The sequence below is a fragment of the Bradyrhizobium sp. genome (assembly GCF_049519115.1).
Lineage (GTDB): Bacteria > Pseudomonadota > Alphaproteobacteria > Rhizobiales > Xanthobacteraceae > Bradyrhizobium.
On record NZ_JBEKRB010000015.1, the window covers coordinates 31,958 to 50,908 of the forward strand.

The 18,951-nt window shown below is 62.2% G+C and carries 20 protein-coding genes; 7 read left to right on the plus strand and 13 right to left on the minus strand.

The genetic code is table 11. From position 1 onward, the window contains the following. Positions 1-14: 14 nt before the first annotated feature. From ABSE61_RS13880 to ABSE61_RS13910, 7 genes are all read right to left on the minus strand, one after another. Positions 15-863 carry a fumarylacetoacetate hydrolase family protein gene (locus ABSE61_RS13880; RefSeq protein WP_423871693.1) on the minus strand — a complete coding sequence of 283 codons (849 nt, stop codon included), beginning with the start codon at positions 861-863 and terminating at the stop codon, positions 15-17. A gap of 146 nt (positions 864-1,009) precedes the next feature. Continuing rightward, complete coding sequence (locus tag ABSE61_RS13885; protein ID WP_423871694.1) at positions 1,010-1,207, minus strand: putative motility protein; 198 nt, start codon at positions 1,205-1,207, stop codon at positions 1,010-1,012. 60 nt (positions 1,208-1,267) lie between these two features. Beyond that, entirely contained in the window at positions 1,268-2,149 is an 882-nt protein-coding gene (locus ABSE61_RS13890; RefSeq protein WP_423871823.1) for a 3-hydroxybutyryl-CoA dehydrogenase, read from the minus strand. A gap of 19 nt (positions 2,150-2,168) precedes the next feature. Further along, positions 2,169-3,113, minus strand: a complete 945-nt coding sequence (locus tag ABSE61_RS13895) for an electron transfer flavoprotein subunit alpha/FixB family protein (protein ID WP_423871695.1) — start codon at positions 3,111-3,113, stop codon at positions 2,169-2,171. Next, entirely contained in the window at positions 3,113-3,862 is a 750-nt protein-coding gene (locus tag ABSE61_RS13900; protein WP_423871696.1) for an electron transfer flavoprotein subunit beta/FixA family protein, read from the minus strand. The genes ABSE61_RS13895 and ABSE61_RS13900 overlap by 1 nt, the downstream gene beginning before the upstream one ends. Before the next feature lie 137 nt (positions 3,863-3,999). Further along, positions 4,000-4,572, minus strand: a complete 573-nt coding sequence (locus ABSE61_RS13905; RefSeq protein WP_423871697.1) for a cob(I)yrinic acid a,c-diamide adenosyltransferase — start codon at positions 4,570-4,572, stop codon at positions 4,000-4,002. A gap of 16 nt (positions 4,573-4,588) precedes the next feature. Continuing rightward, entirely contained in the window at positions 4,589-4,786 is a 198-nt protein-coding gene (locus tag ABSE61_RS13910) for a twin transmembrane helix small protein (RefSeq protein WP_423871698.1), read from the minus strand. Positions 4,787-4,914: 128 nt separating this feature from the next. Here ABSE61_RS13910 and ABSE61_RS13915 point away from each other — a divergent pair, with 128 nt between their 5' ends. Next, positions 4,915-5,808, plus strand: a complete 894-nt coding sequence (locus ABSE61_RS13915; protein WP_423871699.1) for a YihY/virulence factor BrkB family protein — start codon at positions 4,915-4,917, stop codon at positions 5,806-5,808. Here the strand turns inward: ABSE61_RS13915 and ABSE61_RS13920 are convergent. Further along, complete coding sequence (locus tag ABSE61_RS13920) at positions 5,735-7,087, minus strand: ATP-binding protein (RefSeq protein WP_423871701.1); 1,353 nt, start codon at positions 7,085-7,087, stop codon at positions 5,735-5,737. The genes ABSE61_RS13915 and ABSE61_RS13920 overlap by 74 nt on opposite strands. A gap of 95 nt (positions 7,088-7,182) precedes the next feature. Continuing rightward, positions 7,183-8,055 (minus strand): tRNA glutamyl-Q(34) synthetase GluQRS, encoded by an 873-nt coding sequence (gene gluQRS / locus ABSE61_RS13925; RefSeq protein ID WP_423871702.1) that lies wholly within the window; start codon positions 8,053-8,055, stop codon positions 7,183-7,185. A gap of 194 nt (positions 8,056-8,249) precedes the next feature. Between gluQRS and ABSE61_RS13930 the strand changes: the two genes are divergently transcribed. The 4 genes from ABSE61_RS13930 (at position 8,250) to ABSE61_RS13945 (ending at position 12,938) form a co-directional block, all read left to right on the plus strand. Then, positions 8,250-8,948, plus strand: a complete 699-nt coding sequence (locus ABSE61_RS13930; protein WP_423871824.1) for a DNA-3-methyladenine glycosylase family protein — start codon at positions 8,250-8,252, stop codon at positions 8,946-8,948. A gap of 44 nt (positions 8,949-8,992) precedes the next feature. After that, positions 8,993-10,084, plus strand: a complete 1,092-nt coding sequence (locus ABSE61_RS13935; RefSeq protein WP_423871703.1) for a DUF2855 family protein — start codon at positions 8,993-8,995, stop codon at positions 10,082-10,084. Between the two features lie 78 nt (positions 10,085-10,162). Continuing rightward, positions 10,163-11,929: a flavin-containing monooxygenase gene (locus ABSE61_RS13940; RefSeq protein WP_423871704.1), complete on the plus strand. Its 1,767-nt coding sequence runs from the start codon at positions 10,163-10,165 to the stop codon at positions 11,927-11,929. Between the two features lie 37 nt (positions 11,930-11,966). Further along, positions 11,967-12,938: a peptidyl-alpha-hydroxyglycine alpha-amidating lyase family protein gene (locus tag ABSE61_RS13945; protein ID WP_423871705.1), complete on the plus strand. Its 972-nt coding sequence runs from the start codon at positions 11,967-11,969 to the stop codon at positions 12,936-12,938. A gap of 45 nt (positions 12,939-12,983) precedes the next feature. On the opposite strand, the gene ABSE61_RS13950 is transcribed toward ABSE61_RS13945, so the two are convergent. Beyond that, the gene (locus ABSE61_RS13950; protein WP_423871706.1) at positions 12,984-14,744 is read right to left on the minus strand and encodes a chloride channel protein; all 1,761 of its coding nucleotides are present in this window, start codon (positions 14,742-14,744) and stop codon (positions 12,984-12,986) included. Between the two features lie 245 nt (positions 14,745-14,989). Between ABSE61_RS13950 and ABSE61_RS13955 the strand changes: the two genes are divergently transcribed. Next, positions 14,990-15,547 carry an HNH endonuclease gene (locus tag ABSE61_RS13955; protein ID WP_423871707.1) on the plus strand — a complete coding sequence of 186 codons (558 nt, stop codon included), beginning with the start codon at positions 14,990-14,992 and terminating at the stop codon, positions 15,545-15,547. Positions 15,548-15,562: 15 nt separating this feature from the next. Here the strand turns inward: ABSE61_RS13955 and ABSE61_RS13960 are convergent, their stop codons facing one another. Continuing rightward, on the minus strand, positions 15,563-16,987 hold the full coding sequence (locus tag ABSE61_RS13960; protein ID WP_423871708.1) for an MFS transporter: 1,425 nt from the start codon (positions 16,985-16,987) through the stop codon (positions 15,563-15,565). A gap of 32 nt (positions 16,988-17,019) precedes the next feature. After that, positions 17,020-17,568, minus strand: coding sequence for a hypothetical protein (locus ABSE61_RS13965; protein ID WP_423871709.1), 549 nt, complete (start codon positions 17,566-17,568; stop codon positions 17,020-17,022). A gap of 126 nt (positions 17,569-17,694) precedes the next feature. Here ABSE61_RS13965 and ABSE61_RS13970 point away from each other — a divergent pair, with 126 nt between their 5' ends. Next, a complete protein-coding gene (locus tag ABSE61_RS13970) occupies positions 17,695-18,621 on the plus strand; it encodes a LysR family transcriptional regulator (RefSeq protein ID WP_423871710.1) in 927 nt (308 codons plus the stop codon). Positions 18,622-18,725: 104 nt separating this feature from the next. Here the strand turns inward: ABSE61_RS13970 and ABSE61_RS13975 are convergent, their stop codons facing one another. Then, a complete protein-coding gene (locus ABSE61_RS13975; RefSeq protein ID WP_423871711.1) occupies positions 18,726-18,875 on the minus strand; it encodes a hypothetical protein in 150 nt (49 codons plus the stop codon). Positions 18,876-18,951: the final 76 nt, after the last annotated feature.

An 18,951-nucleotide genomic window follows, 5' to 3' on the forward strand; every position in this document is an offset into this window, starting at 1 on the left:
ATGCAGCTATACTTCTATACTTCGTCGGCGACCTTGTTGCGCAACAGGCCGATCCGCTCGATTTCGACTTCGACGACATCGCCCGACTTCAGCCACAACGGCGGGGTGCGGCGGGAGCCGACCCCACCCGGCGTTCCCGTGACGATCACGTCGCCCGGTTCGAGCCGCGTGAAGGCCGAACAATATTCGATCTGGCGCGGGATATCGAAAATCATCTGGTTGATGGTCGCATCCTGGACCACCTCGCCGTTGAGGCGGGTTTGCAGCCTCAATGGACCGAGATCGCCGGCCTCATCGGGCGTGACCATCCATGGACCGAACGCGCCGGTGTTCGGAAAATTCTTGCCCGGTGTGTATTGGTGGGTGTGGCGCTGATAATCGCGAACGCTGCCTTCGTTGTAGCAGGCATATCCGGCGATATGCCCCCAAGAATCCTTCTTCGAGATATAGCGGCCGGGCTTGCCGATAATGAGGGCCAATTCGCCCTCGTAATCGAGATCGGTCGAGACTTTCGGCCGGATGATGTTGGTGAGGTGACCGGTCTGGCTGTTGGCAAAACGTCCGAACACGGTCGGGTTCTCGACCTCGGTTCGGCCGGTCTCCTTGCGGTGATTCTCGTAGTTGAGACCGATGCAGAGGATCTTGTCGGGGTTCGGGATCACCGGCAGCCAGGTGAGGCTGGCGAGCGGATGCCGCGCGGCCTTGGCCGCAGCGCTTGCGGCCTCAAGCAGGGCGCCCGCGGCAATCGCGGATTTCAAATCGGGAAAACGGTCGCGCAAAACCGCGCCGAGATCGACTGCCTCATTGCCGTCGATGAGGCCCCAGGTCTTGGCGCCGTTGATCTCAAAACTTGCGAACTTCATGGGATGTCCTTGGGATAGCGTGAGGCCGGCTCCTCGCTATCGCATGCGGCGACGGCGGGCAATGCCGCTACGGCCGCGAAATTGGCACATCAGGCCAGCCCGGCGTGAGTCCGAAGCTGCTCCAAAACGGTCGGGGAGAAAGGGTCTTAGGCCGCCACGTTGACATTGCCGCCGACGCCGGCGCCGACATTGGCGAGCGAGGGCTGCGATCCGGACCCCAGGATGGTCAGGACCGAGGATCTCTCCGCGTCGATGTTCGATTTCAGGACCGAAGTCGCGATCTGCTGCTGGGTGTTGCCGGCCTGCGCCGTCAAGATACTGCTCGCCAAACTCGCTACGTCCATACGCGTGATCCCCCGCCGCGGGATCAAATTATCCAGCAACCCTTAACAAATGTTGGATGGTCAGCGCGTCGGAACCGGCTTGTCGCCGCGATAGTCGTAGAAACCGCGCTGGGTTTTGCGCCCCAGCCAGCCGGCCTCGACATATTTCACGAGCAGCGGGCACGGGCGATATTTGGAGTCGGCCAAGCCCTCATGCAGAACCTGCATGATCGAAAGACAGGTATCGAGACCGATGAAATCGGCGAGTTCCAGCGGCCCCATCGGATGATGGGCGCCAAGCTTCATCGCCGCATCGATCGCCTCGACGTTGCCGACGCCTTCATAGAGCGTATAGATCGCCTCGTTGATCATCGGCAGCAGGATGCGGTTGACGATGAAGGCCGGAAAATCTTCCGACACCGCGATGTGTTTGCCGAGCTTGGCGACGAACTCCTTGGCGGCGTCAAAGGTCGTGTCATCGGTGGCGATGCCGCGGATCAGTTCGACCAACTCCATCAGCGGCACCGGATTCATGAAGTGAATGCCGATGAAACGCTCGGGCCGGTCGGTCGAGGCCGCCAGCCGGGTGATCGAAATCGATGACGTGTTGGAAGCGACGATGGCGCTGGGTTTCAGGATTGCGCAGACGTCATGAAAGATCTTGCGCTTGACCTCTTCCTTCTCGACAGCGCTCTCGATCACGAGATCGCAATCGGAAAGACCCTCCATGGAATCGGCGAGCGCGATCCGCGCCACGGCCTGCTTGCGGGCATCCTCGGTGATGAATTTCTTGGCGACCTGCCGCGACAGGTTGCCATTGATGGTCGCCATGCCCGACTTCAGGCGGTCGGCGGTGACATCGTTGAGCACCACATCGAAACCGGCCAATGCCGCGACGTGAGCGATGCCATTGCCCATCTGGCCCGAACCGATCACGCCGACTTTTTTTATCATGACCGCCATCTCTTGCCGAAGTGACACCCTATTTCCCGAGCTTGCCGAGCGCTTCGGTCAATTCCGGAACCGCCTGATACAAATCCGCCACCAGGCCGTAATCGGCAACCTGGAAGATCGGAGCATCCTCGTCCTTGTTGATCGCCACGATCACCTTGGAATCCTTCATGCCGGCAAGATGCTGGATCGCGCCGGAAATGCCGATCGCGATATAAAGTTCGGGCGCCACTACCTTGCCGGTCTGGCCGACCTGCCAGTCGTTCGGCGCGTAGCCGGCATCGACCGCGGCACGCGAGGCGCCGACGGCTGCCCCCAGTTTATCGGCGAGCGGCTCGATATATTTGGCGAAATTCTCGCGGCTTTGCATGGCGCGGCCGCCGGACACGATGATCTTGGCCGAGGTCAGTTCGGGGCGATCGCTCTTGGCGACTTCCTCGCCGACAAAGCTGGAAAGACCGGGATCGGCCGCAGCCGTTGCGTTCTCCACCGTCGCGCTGCCGCCATCGCCGGCGGCCGCAAAGGTCGAGGTCCGCACGGTGATGACCTTCTTGGCGTCCTTCGATTTGACGGTCTGGATGGCGTTGCCGGCATAGATCGGCCGCTCGAACGTGTCGGGCGAGATCACCTTGATGATTTCCGACACCTGCATCACGTCGAGTAGCGCGGCCACGCGCGGCATCACGTTCTTGAAGCGCGAGGTCGCCGGCGCAACGAAGGCGTCATAGCTTCCGGCAAGCGAGACGATCAAAGCCGCGAGAGGCTCGGCCAGGTCATGCGCATAGGCGGCACCATCGGCGAGCAGGACCTTCTTGACGCCCGACAGTTTCGCCGCCGCATCGGCTGCCGCCTTGGCATTTTCACCGGCGACCAGCACATGCACGTCGCCGCCGAGCGCTGCGGCCGCCGTCAGCGCCTTGTTGGTGGCATCCTTGATCGATGCGTTGTCGTGTTCGGCCATCAACAGCGTGGTCATTAAAGAACCCCCGCTTCGGTCTTCAGCTTCGACACCAGCTCGGCGACGTCCTTGACCTTGACGCCGCCCTTGCGGCCCGGCGGTTCGGAGGTCTTGAGAATCTCAAGGCGCGGCGTCAGATCGACACCATAGTCGGATGCGCCCTTGTCGGCGATTGGCTTTTTCTTGGCCTTCATGATGTTCGGCAGGCTCGCATAACGCGGCTCGTTCAACCGCAGGTCGGTGGTGACGATCGCCGGGCCCTTCAGTTTCACAGTCTGCAACCCGCCATCGACCTCGCGCGTGACCTTGAAGTCGGAACCGTCGACCTCGAGCTTGGAGGCGAATGTCGCCTGCGACCACCCGAGCAGGGCCGCCAGCATCTGGCCGGTCTGATTCGAGTCGTCGTCGATCGCCTGCTTGCCGAGGATCACCAGCCCGGGCTTTTCCTCATCCGTCACGGCTTTCAGAATCTTCGCCACCGCGAGTGGTTCGACATTACCCTCGGCCTTGACCAGGATGCCGCGGTCGGCGCCCATAGCAAGACCGGTGCGGATGGTTTCGGCTGCCTGGGCAGGCCCGATCGACACCACCACGACTTCGGTTGCCTTGCCGGCCTCTTTCAGGCGCAGGGCCTCCTCGACGGCGATTTCGTCAAACGGATTCATCGACATTTTCACGTTGGACAGCTCGACGCCGGTTCCATCGCTTTTGACGCGGACCTTGACGTTGTAATCGACCACTCGCTTGACCGGCACCAGGACCTTCATCGCCCCTCTTTCGCTGGAACATCTTGGTTTTGAAGCTCAGGGCTGCGGAACCTAAAGCGCCCGCCCACCCCGGTCAACGCTAGTGGTGTGGATTTGACATTCGCGAACCACTAGGGGCCAAAAATTACCCTTTCGGGTCAGCGGTTCTGGCCGGGTACCCACAGCACGTCCCCGGCACCATTGTGATTGGCCGTGCGGCTGGCAATAAACAGGAAGTCCGACAGCCGATTCACATACTGGATGGCCGCGTCTCCCACGGGTTCGTCCGGATTTGCGGCGAGTTCCACCATGATCCGTTCCGCTCTGCGGCACACGGTGCGCGCCAGGTGCAGATGGGCGGCCCCAGGCGTGCCGCCGGGCAGTACGAACGAGTTCAAGGGGGCAAGATCCGCGTTCAAGCGGTCGATATCGCGTTCGAGGCGCTCGACCTGGCTGGACAGCACGCGCAGGCGCTCGGCCTTGCCTTCGCGCTGGGGGACTGCCAGATCGGCGCCGAGATCGAACAGATCGTTTTGAATGAGCCCTAGCATGGCATCGAGTTCCGGTGTCGCGGCCAGATGCAGCCGTGCCACGCCGATGACGGCATTGGTCTCGTCGATCGTTCCGTAGGCGGCGATCCGCAAGTCGTATTTCGGACGGCGCTCGCCGCTGCCAAGCGCCGTGGTTCCGTCATCGCCGGTTCGCGTATAGATACGGTTGAGGACGACCATGCCTTATCTCCTCTTTCTAGCGATGGCCCATCGCCCAGACCGTGATCATGATGATGACGATGGCGACGAACTGAAGCAGCACCCGCCACCGCATCAATTTCTGTGAGGTGCTCGGCGATCCGCCCCGCATCATGTTGATCAGACCGAACAGCAACACCAACGCAACCGCGGCTATCGCGATGGGAACGACGAACGTACTGAGGAATGAGGCCATCTTATCTACATAACATCACGGCTGCCGATCCGCCATCAACACGGCCGCACTGGCTTTTGGCAGGATAATGTCCGAAGGTAACCTCGATCAAAAGTTCGACTCGCCTAAGCTTCATATCAGGGTCCGCTGTGCGGCAGATTCGCTACATCTTTCACGTTGGCCTCGACGCCTTCTACACGTTTCTGGCGGACGACGGCTGGGCGATCGCGAGCCATATCGCGCTGTCGACCCTGATGGCGCTGTTTCCATTTCTGATCGTGCTGACCTCGCTTGCCGGCTTCTTCGGCTCAAAGGAACTTGCCGATCAGGCCGCAAGCCTTCTGCTTCAGATCTGGCCCAGGCAAGTCTCCGATTCGCTGTCGGTCGACATCCACGACGTCCTGACCACGACCCGCGGCGACATCCTGACCATCGGCGCGGTGCTTGCGGTCTATTTCGCCTCGAACGGCGTCGAGGCGTTGCGTGTCGCGCTCAACCGCGCTTATTCGGTGATCGAACCTCGACGGTGGTATTGGCTGCGGCTGGAGTCGATAGGTTACACGCTGCTTGCCGCCTTCACATCGCTGGCGATGGCCTTCCTGATCGTGCTCGGCCCGCTGATGCTTGAAGCGGCCCGGCGCCATATTCCGCTGATCGTCGACAGCAACGAGAATTTGCTCAACATCGCGCGATACAGCATCACGGTCCTGGCGATGGTCGTTGCGCTGTTTGTCCTGCATGCATGGCTTCCTTCGGGGCGCAGGGGTTTCTTGCAGATCCTGCCGGGCATCGTCTTTACCCTGCTGGCTTCGCTGATCTCGGGCACCGTGTTCGGACAATATCTGGCGCGTTTCGCCAATAATTACGTGACGATGTATGCCGGTCTGGCGTCGGTGATCATCGCGCTGGTGTTTCTTTATTTCCTGGCGGCGATCTTCGTCTATGGCGGGGAACTCAATGCGGCGATCATCAAGTCGCGGCTGCCACACGGCGTGTCGCTTCAAGCAGCACAATCGCTAAAGCCCTCGGGGACACAGGCTTGACCAGGAAGGCGTCGGCGCCCGCGCCGCGCGCGGCCGCCTCGTCATCGCTGCGGCCGGATACGCCGATGATCGCGATGGCGCCGAACGGCGGGCCAAGCGCGCGAATCCGCTTGATCGCTTCGATGCCGTCGATGCCCGGAAGCACCATGTCCATCAACACCGCATCGAAGCCGCCTTGCAGGATACGGTCGGCTGCGTCTTCGCCCCGGCCAACGAATTCGGCCTGATGACCGAGTTCGGTCAGGACCGTGTTGAGTACGACACGGCCGAACGGATTGTCCTCGACGCTGAGAACGCGCAAGCCTCGCGCGTGATCCTGCGGGTAATCGTCCTGACCTGAACCTTCCGGAGAAGCCTCGGCGCGGTCCAGCACCACCGTCAGCGTGAACGTCGTTCCGCCGCCGCGACGCGGCGTCACCGCGATATCGCCGCCCATCGCACGGGCGAGTTGTTTCACCGACGACAGTCCGAGGCCGGCGCCGCCGAAGCGGGCGGCAATCTTTACATTGGCCTGCGAAAACGGGCGGAACAGCCGTCTGATCTCCTGCAGCGTGAGGCCGATGCCGCTGTCCGAAACCGCGAAGGCGACGCCGACCTTGCCTTTACCGGTGCCTTTGCCCTTTGCTTCACCGGTCGGCCGCACGGTCAGCGCGACGCCGCCCTGTTCGGTGAACTTGGTGGCGTTGTCGATCAGGTTCTCGAGCGCCGCCCGCAGACGAACGGGGTCGCCGGTAACGAAGCCGGGCAATTTCTCGGAAATCTCGACCCTCGACTGCAGGCCTTTGGCGGTGGCCCTGCCGGCCAGCGAATCACCGACACTGTGGGCGAGCGTACGCAGATCGAAGAAGTCGTGCCGGATGCCAAAGCCGGAGCGGCCGCTTCGGGCGGCGTCGACGAACAAGGTCGCAAGGCTCGCCAGATGTTCGGCGCCAGCCTTGATGGTATCGACCCAGCGGCGCTCCCGTTCGTCGAGGTCGGACGTCGCCAGGAGGTCGCTGATCGCGAGAATGCCGGTCAGCGGCGTGCGCACCTCATGCGCAAAGGTGGCGAGCACCGTCTCGACAATGCCGGGAGCAACCGCCTTGCTGGGCGTTTTGCCGGCAGCCTTGTTGGTGGCAGCCTTTTTAGCGGCAGCCTTGTTAGTCGCAGCCTTGTTAGTCGCGGCCTTTTTAACGGCAGCCTTGCGCGGCTTTCCGGCTGCGACACCTGCTCTACGCTTTTTCGGCGGTGTTTTTTTCAGCCGCCGCTGACTGCGCCGTGGGCGCGGACTCGACGCCATGATTCCCCCAATCCTGGCCAAATCCACAATGGCACGTCCGGGAGGACAGAGTCACGCCGAAGCGCGATCGGATCGCGAACAGAATGTTGGCAACTTCAGGCGAGGCCGACGCGACGGCGGACCTCGGCCGGGGTCACGCCCGCTGCCCTTAATTCGCGAAGGCCTGTGGCGTCGGCCGATTTCGACAGCTTTTGCCCGGCGGCGTCGCGAACCAGACGGTGATGCCGGTAGGCGGGCTGCGGAAGGCCGAGAAGCTGCTGCAACAGCCGATGGACGCTCGTCGACCAGAAAAGGTCCTGGCCCCGCACCACCTCGGTGACGCCTTGCAACGCGTCGTCGACCACCACCGCGAGGTGATAACTGGTCGGCGTCTCCTTGCGCGCAATGATGACGTCACCCCAGGCGGCAGGGTTGGCGGCGACCGGTCCGGTTTCGCCTTGCGGGCCCTCCCCGCGCTCGACCCAGTTCAATTGGCCGACGCGCGCGCAGGCGGCGGCCATGTCGAGCCGCAGCGCATAAGGCGCGCCGGATTGCGTTGGTCGCGTCCGCTCCTCAGGCGAAAGTGCGCACGCCGTACCGGGATAAAGCGGCGCACCATCGGGATCGCGCGGCCACGGCGCCTGTTTTTTTTGCTCCGCGATAAGACGGGCAATCTTGGCGCGGCTTTCGAACGCGGGATAGACCAGCCCGAGCGCCGTGAGCTTTTCCAGCGCCGCGCGATATTCCGTAAAATGCTCGGATTGGCGGCGCACCGGTTTTTCCCAGCAAAGGCCAAGCCAGATGAGATCATCACCGATGGCGTCTTCGAACTCGCTCCGGCACCGGGTCGGATCGATATCCTCGATGCGCAGCAGGAAACGGCCGCCCGTCTCACGCGCAAGGTCGGAGTTGAGCATCGCCGAAAAAGCGTGACCAAGATGCAGGTAGCCGTTCGGCGACGGCGCAAAGCGGAAAACGGGTGGCGGCATTAGCTAAATCTCGTCATGGCCGGGCTTGTCCCGGCCATCCACGTCTTAGAAAAGAACGCTTGAAAAACATCCCGATGAGAAGGTGAACCAAGGTCGATCGCATCTTGTATGTTGTCATATCCGAAATCCCGTTCGATACCCAAAGGAAGGCGTGGATGGCCGGGACAAGCCCGGCCATGACGAAGAACGATCATATGACCCTCCATCTCAACAGTCAGGCCGATCTCGAAGCCGCGATGCACGCGCTTCTGAAACAGGATCCGAGACTTCAGCCGGCATTTGCGGTGGCCGGCATGCCGGCGCTGCGGCGGCGTGAGCCTGGATTCGCAGGCTTGGCGCATATCGTCTGCGGCCAGCAGCTCTCCACCGCCAGCGCCTCGGCGATCTGGGCCCGACTGAGCGCGGCCTTGGATCCGTTCGATCATGATGCGATCCGCCGCGCCCGCGCCGATCGACTCGGCCGGCTCGGCCTTTCGGCCGCAAAGATCAAGACCTTGAAGAATCTGGCGCGCGAGATCGCCGCCGAACGAGTTAATCTCGATGTGCTCGCCAACGAAGACGCCGATACCGCCCACCACACGCTGGTTTCGCTGCACGGCATCGGTCCCTGGACCGCCGACGTCTATCTGCTGTTTTGCCTCGGCCATGGCGATGCCTGGCCGGCCGGCGATCTCGCCGTGCAGGAAGCGGTGAAGATCGGACTGGGACTGAAAACGCGCCCTACCGTCAAGGAGATGGCGGCGCTCGCGGAACCCTGGCGACCGATGCGGGGCGCCGCGGCGCATTTGTGGTGGTCGTATTACCGCGCGATCAAGAAACGCGAAGGCGTGATCGGGGAAGCCGAAAAAGCGAACGCCGTTTCAAACAATGTCCCTGTTGCCAAACGTTCGTGAGCGGACACTAAGATGACGGCAACCCAACTGCGGGGGGTCGCGCCATGAACTCAACCGACTTCATCGTTGCACGTGACGCCTTTCAAGAATGCAAATTCATCGAAACGAACTTGGCTGAGGCGAATTCGCTTCCCGATGAAGCACTTTTGATCAAGGTCGATCGCTTCGCTTTCACGGCGAACAACATCACCTACGCCACGCTTGGCGAGCAATTGAAATACTGGCAGTTGTTTCCGGCGCCGGAAGTTTTCGGCAACATTCCGGTATGGGGATTTGGCGAAGTCATTGCGTCACGCCATCCGTCCATCGAAATCGGCGAGCGGCTGTTCGGCTATTTTCCGATGGCGACCCATCTCGTTATCGAAGCGGCCGACGTGAGCAAACGCGGCTTGCGCGACGCAGCGGCACACCGCCAGGGCGTCGCGCCGGTCTATAACGCCTATGCGCGCGTCAGCGGCAATGCCGCCTTCGAAGGCCTCAACGGTGACTATCAGGCGCTGCTGCGGCCGCTGTTCATGCTGTCGTTTCTGGTCGACGACTTTCTTCGCGAGCATGATTTCTTCGGAGCGCGCTCCGTTGTGCTGTCCAGCGCCTCCAGCAAAACCGCATTTGGCCTCGCGCACCTTCTGCATTCCCATCCCGAGCCGACCCATGTGACCGGTCTGACGTCGGCCGCCAACGCCGACTTTGTTCGGTCGCTCGGCTGCTACGACGATGTCGTGACCTACGACCGCATCGAAGCGTTACCGAAGGACGCGCCGGTTGCGTTTGTCGACATGGCCGGCAGCAGCGCGCTGAGGGCGCGGCTGCATCACCATGTCAATGACGCTGTGAAATATTCCGGCCAGATCGGGCTCACGCACCGGGGTTTTTCGCCAAACGAGCCGGAACTGCCGGGCGCAAAGCCTGCCTGGTTTTTTGCCCCCGACCAGATTCGAAAGCGCGCCAGGGAATGGGGACCGGGCGGCATCGATCAGCGATTTGGCGCCGCGTGGTCTGCGTTTGCGCCCACACTGCCGAAGCGGCTGACGGTCATCCAAGGCCGCGGCCCCGCGGCGGTCAGGCAGATCTACCTCGATACGCTCAACGGGCGCATTCCACCGGCGCAGGGCCATATGCTGTCACTTTGGGATTGAAGCGCTTTTGGCTTGGTCTCAAACCGTATAGCCTCGGGATCAGGAAACGTCGCCAAGACGGCCCAACGAGGCCAATACATGCTCGACCGAACCGACGATATCGCGGCGTCAGCGGAAAATTGGCTGACGGAATTCGGACGCGCGCTCGGAAGTTCTGATGGCAGTGCACTTCATCCCCTCTTTCTCCCCGAGAGCTATTGGCGCGACGCGCTGGCGCTGAGCTGGAACCTGCAGACCCTCAACGGCGCCGATGCGATCGTACAAGAGCTTGCCGTTCTTGCCGCCCGTAGCGCGCCGTCTGGTTTCAAGATCGATCCCGAGCGTGCACCGCCGCGCCGTGTGAGACGCGCCGGCACCGAGACCCTCGAGGCAATCTTCAAGTTCGAAACGGCTCAAGGCCGCGACCATGGCATGATCCGGCTGATCCCGGACGCTGCCGACAACAATCGGCTCAAGGCCTGGACGCTGTTCACTGCCCTGGAAGAGTTGAAGGGGTTCGAGGAGACGATCGGGTCGGCGCGGCCGCGCGGCCAATCCTATTCGCGCGATTTTCGCGGACCCAACTGGCTCGACCAGCGCCAGGCGTCCATCTCCTACGCCGACCGCGATCCTACCGTGCTCGTGATCGGCGGCGGACAGGCCGGGCTCTCGATCGCCGCGCGGCTGAAACAGCTCGGCGTCGACACGCTGATCGTCGACCGGGAGAAGCGCATCGGTGACAACTGGCGCAAGCGCTACCACGCGCTGACGCTGCATAATCAAGTGCAGGTCAATCACCTGCCTTACATGCCGTTCCCACTGAGCTGGCCGGTCTATATCCCCAAGGACAAGCTTGCCAACTGGTTCGAATCCTACGTCGATGCCATGGAGCTGAACTTCTGGACCGATACGGCCTTGGAGCACGGCGACTACGATGCCGCGGAGGGGCACTGGTCTGTCGTTCTGCGCCGTGGCGACGGCACGACGCGGACCATGCATCCTCGCCATGTCGTGATGGCGACCGGCGTCAGCGGCATTGCGAACCTGCCGGATATCCCGACGCTGAAGAATTTTTCCGGCAACGTGCTGCATTCCAGCCAATATCACGATGGCGAGGCGTGGGCCGGCAAACGCACTGTGGTGATCGGCACCGGCAACAGCGGCCACGACATCGCACAGGACCTTTATTCGAGCGGAGCTAGAGTGACGCTGGTTCAGCGCAGCCCAACCTTGATCACCAATATCGAACCGTCGGCGCAGCTTGCTTATGCGACCTACAACGAAGGCACGCTGGAGGATAACGACCTGATCGCGGCCTCGATGCCGCTGCGGCTGGCGAAGCGTACCCATCAGATGATCACCGAGCAGTCCAAACGGCTCGACAAGGCATTGCTAGTTGGCCTAGAGGCGGTCGGGTTCAAGCTCGACTATGGCGAGGACGATACCGGCTGGCAGTTCAAATACCTCACCCGGGGCGGCGGCTATTATTTCAATGTCGGCTGTTCGGATCTGGTCGCGCGTCGCGAGATCGCGCTTCGGCAATTTTCCGATATCGAATCCTTTGTCCCTGAAGGCGCGCGAATGAAGAACGGCGAGACACTTGCCGCCGACCTCATCGTGCTTGCCACCGGCTACCAGCCGCAGGAAGTGCTGGTGACGCGACTATTCGGAGTGCAAGTTGCGGCGCGTGTCGGCCCGATCTGGGGATTCGGCGACGGGCAGGAACTGCGCAACATGTATATGCGCACCGGCCAGGACGGGCTGTGGTTCATCGCCGGCAGTCTGGCGCAATGCCGCATCAACTCGAAATTCTTAAGTCTGCAGATCAAGGCGATCGAGGAAGGGCTTCTGCCGCGAACCCGCTGACCGCCGCCTACCCATATTCACCAAGGGAGAAAAACACATGGCCGCCACTCTCGGCTCGGGTGAACACCGCTACCGCGTGGTGGAGAACTGGGCAAAACTGCCGGACGGCTGGACGTTGACAGACGTCGCCTCCGTCGCGGTCGACAGCAATGACCGCGTCTACGTGTTCAATCGGGGCGCCCACCCGATGATCGTGTTCGATCGTGACGGCAATTTCATCAGGAGCTGGGGCGAAGGCCTGTTCGGGCGCGCGCACGGGCTGCACATCGACGCGCATGATAATTTGTATTGCACCGACGACGGCGACCATACGGTGCGCAAATGCTCGGTCGACGGCAAGGTGCTGCTGACCATCGGCATCCCGAACAAGCCGGCGCCATTCATGAGCGGCGAGCCGTTTCATCGCTGCACCCACACCGCGCTGTCGCCCAAAGGCGAAATCTATGTGTCGGACGGCTACGGCAATGCCCGTGTGCACAAATACACTCCCGACGGCAAATTGCTCAAAAGCTGGGGCGAGCCGGGCAGCGATCCCGGCCAGTTCAATATCGTTCACAACATTTCAACAGATGTGGATGGCTGGGTTTATGTCGCTGACCGCGAGAACCACCGCGTCCAGGTGTTCGACGGCAACGGGAAGTACGAGGCGCAGTGGAACAATCTGCATCGGCCGTGCGCCTTGCATTGCTGCGGTGGTCAATCGCCCAATTTCATTATCGGCGAATTAGGCCCGGGTCTTGCGGTCAATCGGGGAGCGCCCAATCTCGGCCCTCGCCTGACCATCGTCGATTCAAAAGGCAAGCGCGTCGCACGGCTCGGCGGCGAGAACGGCCCCGGTCTCGAGGCCGGGAAGTTTCTCGCCCCGCACGGCGTGGCGCTGGATTCGAACGGCGACATCTATGTCGGTGAGGTCGGCGTCACCAATTGGAAGACCAGCTTTGGGGACACACCGATGCCGGCGGAGGTCGGCCGGGCACGGTGCCTGCAGAAGCTGGAGAAGATTGAGTAGCGTCTCATTGCGCCCAAGGGGTTTGAGGCCTTCGAGTTCGCCGCGCTAGCCGTCGCCGACCACCTCGCGCCGCCGACGTTCGGATTCTTCGGCATAGCGCCGCATCGCGTGCGCCTCGGTCAAAATTCCGATCGGCCGCTGATCGCCGGTTTCGACCACGGTAAGCGATTCAGCCTCCGTCACGTCAAAGGCCGCGATGGCTTCACGGATGTTCATGCCGGGATGCAATACGACGCGGGGATAATGCAGGATGCTGTTCAACGGCTTTTTCGTATCAAGATCCGCGGCATGCGCATCCGACACAAACACCATCCCCGCATAGTGTCCGGCATCGTCAACCGCGACCACCTGCGTCTTCGACCCCGGCGGGAATTTCGCGCGGAATTCGCCGATCAGCGTGGCGGCATTGACGGTCATCACATCCGGCCGCATCAGCCGCCGCACGGTGAGATCGCGAATCCAGCCGATATCGGCGGCGCTGCGGATCGTTTCGCCGCGCAGGTGCAATCGCCAGGTGGCAAAGGAGTAGCCGAACAATTCGCGCGTGATCTGGGTCGAGATGATGACCGAGACCAGCACCGCGGTTGTCAGCCAGAGGTCGCCGGTCGATTCCAGCGCGATGAACGACATGGTCAGCGGGCCGCCGATGACGGAGGCCGACAGCGCACTCATGCCGATGATGGCGTAGATATTGGATTCAAGGCCCAGGCCAGGCCAGATGCTGTCAACGCTGTACGCGAAAAGACGCCCGCCGATCGCGCCCAGAAACAGCGTGGCGAAAAACAAGCCGCCGCGAAAACCTGAACCGAGCGAAATCACCGACGCGGCCGTCTTCAAGATAAAAACCATGCCGATGAACGCGAGCGGCATGGTGACGATCCCGTTGAAATGCAAGGCGCCGTGCCCCGATGACAGCACCTGCGGCGTCTCCAGCGCCAACAATCCGACCGCGAGACCGCCCAGCGCAGGGCGCAGCGGCGGCCACGGCACGATCTTCGACAACAGCGCTTCGCAAAGCCCGGCGCCGCGCATGATCGCGATCCCGAACAGCGCGGCGAAAACGCCAAGCAATGCCGCGACCGCAAGATCGCGTCCAACGACAATACCGACCGCCGGACCGCTGGCGACGCCGAGCGACAGCGGCGTGAATGCATGCGCCACGAAATAGCCGACGACAGACGCAACCCCGACCGGCGTAAGACTTGCGGGCGTATAACCCCCGAGCACGAGCTCAAAGGCGTAGAATGCACCCGCCAGCGGCGCGCTGAAAGCGCCTGCGATCGCAGCCGCGGTGCCGCACCCCACCATCAGCCGCTGGTCGGCGCGGCGCAGATGAAATCCGCGGCCGAGCGAGGCGCCGAGCCCGCTTGAAAGCTGGGTATATCCAGCCTCGAGCCCAACCGATGCGCCGACCCCGCTGGACCAGATCGTCTCCAGCGCCACGATCAGGCTACCGCGAAACGACATGCGGCCGCCATGCAATGCATTGGCCTCGATCGGATCGATCTCGCGCGCCGGCCGCCAACGTGCCAGCAGCATGAAAGCAATGCCGAGGAGGAGCCCGCCGAGACTTGGAACCAGAAGCGCGCGCAGAGGATCGATCGCAGCCTGGCTTGAAAGGCGGTCACCGGCCCTGAGATCGAACAGCACCATGTGAAGTAGATCGACGGCGGCGCTCATGGCGGCCACCACCAATCCGCCGACGACGCCAACGATCGCCGCCAGAATCACCAGGCTGGCCTCGTGGGCCCGCACAAAGGCCCGGAGCCGCGGGGGCGCCTCGAGATAGGGGGACTTGGTGATCATTTTGCCGTGTCCATCCGCGGCCCCCCATGCCGTTCGCTTCGTTTAACGGCCTTCCGACGGCCTTGTAGCGTCTTGTAGCGGTCTTGTAGCTGTCTTGTAGCTGTCTTGGCGATGCCCTCGTATCCGTGACCAGCGGAGCCGGGCCAGGCGGATAAGGCCGCCTACGCTCTTCACAATCCCGTCACGCTGCATGTAGTATGTCAACTCAGGCTGCTTCGCAGCTGCATGGAGGCCAGGAGCGTTACTTGAACGCACATGTCTCGCAAGGCGGTTGGCCGGTATTGGTGTTGAACGCGGATTTCCGGCCGCTGAGTTATTATCCGCTGTCACTGTGGTCGTGGCAGGACGCGATCAAGGCCGTGTTCCTCGATCGCGTCAACATCGTCGAGCACTACGACCGCGCGGTCCGCAGCCCGACATTCGAAATTCAATTGCCCAGCGTCGTGTCGCTGAAGTCCTTCGTCAAGCCGACCACGCATCCCGCCTTCACCCGTTTCAACGTCTTCCTGCGCGATCGCTTCATCTGCCAATATTGCCTGTCCGCCGACGACCTCACCTTCGACCACATCATTCCGCGCAGCAAAGGTGGCCAGACCACTTGGGAAAACGTGGTGGCGGCGTGCTCGCCCTGTAACTTGCGCAAGGGCAATCTGACGCCACAGCAGGCGCGGATGTTTCCGAAACAACATCCGTTTGCACCGACGGTGCATCAGCTTCACCGCAACGGCCGGCTGTTCCCGCCGAACTATCTGCACGATAGCTGGCTCGATTATCTCTATTGGGATACCGAACTCGATCCGTAGCCATCGGCGCTTGCCTTATCTGGCGCGGACCCGGCTGACGACCGCGACGGCGATCGCGACCATCATGAGAACCGCGGCGACGGCAAAGGTGACGCGCATGCCATTGGCAACGGCTTCGGCGCGCGCGGTTGTGATATCGATGCTCGCTGTTGCGAACGAAAACACCGCGCCCATGGCCGCCGCTCCGGTGATGAGCCCGAGATTGCGCGCCAGATTGAGCATGCCGGAAACGACGCCCCGCTCGCTTGCGCTGACATCCACCATGACCGCGGTGTTGTTGGCCGCCTGAAACAGCTGGTAGCCGGGGCTCAAGACGGCGACGGCGGCGATGTAGCCCGCAATGCCGAATAGTGCTGGAATCAGCGCCAGCGCCAGAGAGCCGGCCACCATAAGCATGAGCCCAACGACGACAATGAATGACGCGCTCCATCGATCGACCATACGACCGGCAAGCACCCCGCTCAGCGCGGAGATCATCGGGCCAACCGACATGACGGCGCCAATGGCGGCCTCGTTCAGCCCCAACCCACGCGAAAGATAGAACGGGCCAACCACAAGCGTTGCCATCATCACCGTCGAGACCATCGCGTTCAGGACAAGGCCCGTACTCAAGACGGCGTCGCGGAACATGGTCAACCGGATCAGGGGGGACGTTGCCTTCGTCTCGGCCACGACAAAGAGGCCGAGACCGACCGCAGCCGCGAGCAGCAGGGCGATATTGAGCCAACTGAAATGGCCGCGCCCGATCGTCATGGCGAGCGCATAGGCCGCGAGTGTCAGAACCAGCAACAGCGTGCCGAGTTTGTCGAAGCCGCCCAGGTCAGCCGACGCCGCGCGACGATCGACGGGCAGATAGCGCCGCGCCAGAAGCAGCGCGAGACATCCGAGCGGCACGTTGACGAAAAATATCGCCGGCCATCCAAGGCGCGAAATCAATACGCCGCCGAGCGACGGCCCGAGCGCGGTGCCGATCGCAGACATGGTCCCGAGCAGTCCCATGGCGCTGCCGGTCTTTTCCTTCGGCACCGTCTCGCCGACGAAAGCCATCGAGAGCGCCATCATGATGGCCGCGCCGAGACCCTGCACCACCCGGGCAGCAATCAACAGCGAGAGCGTCGGAGCCACGCCGCAAAGAAGCGAGGCCGCCGTGAACAGGACAATACCGATCAGGAACAACCGCCGGCGGCCCGCAATATCGCTGAGCCGTCCGACGCTGACGATCAGGGTGGTGATGGCGAGCAGATAGGCAAGGACGATCCACTGCACCTGCCCGAAGGAGGCATCGAACGCTCGGGCCAGATTGGGCAAACCGACATTGGCGATGCTGGTGCCAAGCGACGACAGCAACATCGACAGCGAAAGGCCGGCGAGCCCCCATCGGACCGACGGTGTCCGCACCGCGCTTGCGGAGATCGCCTCCTGTTCATCAACATGAACCAAGTTTTCCGACGGCTCCCGTAATCCGGGCTTGGTCACGCTACCGCCTTGTCGGTCCAGATCCCGTCCTGCTCGACATATCTCGTCACCTTGCCGTCTTCCTTGTCCTCCTTCTTCAGATCGCGCTCGGTAAACCGAAACAGCCGTGCCGGGCCGCTCACGCACCGCGTATCGTGAATGTCTCCGGGCAGGAACACCTTGACCTGCCCCGCGCGAACCAGAGTGGCGTCTCGCTTCACGAGCCTTACGTTGCCGTCCGGGTCCTGTATTCGGACATAGGTTGCCATCTCGATTTCACCCTGCTGCACCGCATAGATCACCCGGCCCCTGCCGTGATCGTGCGGCGGCCTGTAGAGGCCTGCGTATTCGGCGTGCGCCAACAGCACGAAGCCATGCGAGGGATCTCGATAGAGTTCCTGATTTGCGGGGACGTCTCTGATCAGCGCCGCCAGCCACTCCTCAATGGACGGCGCCGTCAGAAGCTCTTCCGAATATCGGCGGCAGCTTTCGACCAGTTCGGAGCTGAGCGGCCCCCAGGTCAGCCTTACCTTTTCGATGAACGTCTCCAGTGAATCCTTGCTCATTTTCTTTTCCTTTCAGTTCGATCGCGAAAGGATAAGCCGCCGGTAGATATGGCGGTAGGCGCATCGTTTGCACTCTATTCGTGCGTTTGACGCCATACCTCGATCAAATCGTGCTATGGTCGCTGCATGTCGAAACCCGATCTCAACCTCCTCGTCACCCTTGATGTGCTGCTGGCCGAAGGCAGCGTTGCCCGCGCCGCCCGGCGGTTGCGGCTGAGCCCGTCGGCGATGAGCCGGGCACTGGCGCGGTTGCGCCAGGCGACGGGCGATCCGCTATTGGCACGGGCCGGACGGGGTCTGGTTGCCTCGCCGCGGGCGGTCGAACTCCGGGACCAAGTCAGCCAGCTTGTTCAGGAAGCCGAAGCGGTGCTTCGTCCGGCCGAGAGGCTCGATCTTGCGAGCCTTGTGCGGACATTCACGCTGCGAACCAGCGAGGGATTCGTCGAGAATTTCGGGCCGGGCTTGATCGCGCGGGTCAACAAGCAAGCCCCCGGCGTGCGGCTGCGCTTCGTGCCGAAGCCCGACAAGGACAGCGCGCTACTGCGCGAGGGGACGGTCGATCTGGAAACCGGTGTTGTCGGCAAGACGACGGCGCCTGAAGTGCGCACCCAGGCGTTGTTCCGCGACCGTTTTATCGGCGTGGTTCGAAACGACCACCCGCTGAGCAAGGGCAAGATCACGCCGGCCCGCTATGCGAATGGCCGGCACATCCTCGTCTCTCGGCGGGGTCTCGAGGAGGGACCGATCGACGAGGCACTCGCATCGCTCAGGCTCGAGCGGGAAATCATGACGATCGTTGGCGGCTTTTCGGTCGCGTTGGCTCTGGCCCGGGCCTCCGACCTGATTGCCAGTGTTCCGGAGCGGCACACCGGCAACCTGCGGGCGGCAATGCACTGGTTTCCTCTCCCGCTCGCCGTGCCGGAGTTCACGATTTCGATGCTCTGGCATCCGCGGCTGGACGCCGATCCGGCGCATCGCTGGTTGCGCGGGATCGTTCAGGAGGTTTGTGCTGAAGAGCTTCGCAGGTCATCGGCGCGCGGAAAACGCCGCTGATATCGGCTGGAAAGCCCCAGAATCCTGGATCGACGCAAGTCAATTCGGCACGAGAGGCGGTGCCCACGCGCCGAAATGAACCGTTCAAGCGTATTGAGGTTCGATCAGAAGAAGCCAGGGCTCATATCGAGGCCGCTTGTCGCCATGCAGGCGAACACGATCAGAGCGAGACCGCACATCACCGCCATCACGTTGACGAGGTTGGTGTCCGTCGACGGAACGGCATTGTCGGAAATTTTCGCAGCACTATCCATTTTTGCCCCCTGAAAAAAAACTTGCATGAAATTCCGGGGCGAAAGCTAGTTGCGAACTCTTTATGCAAGCTTTCGG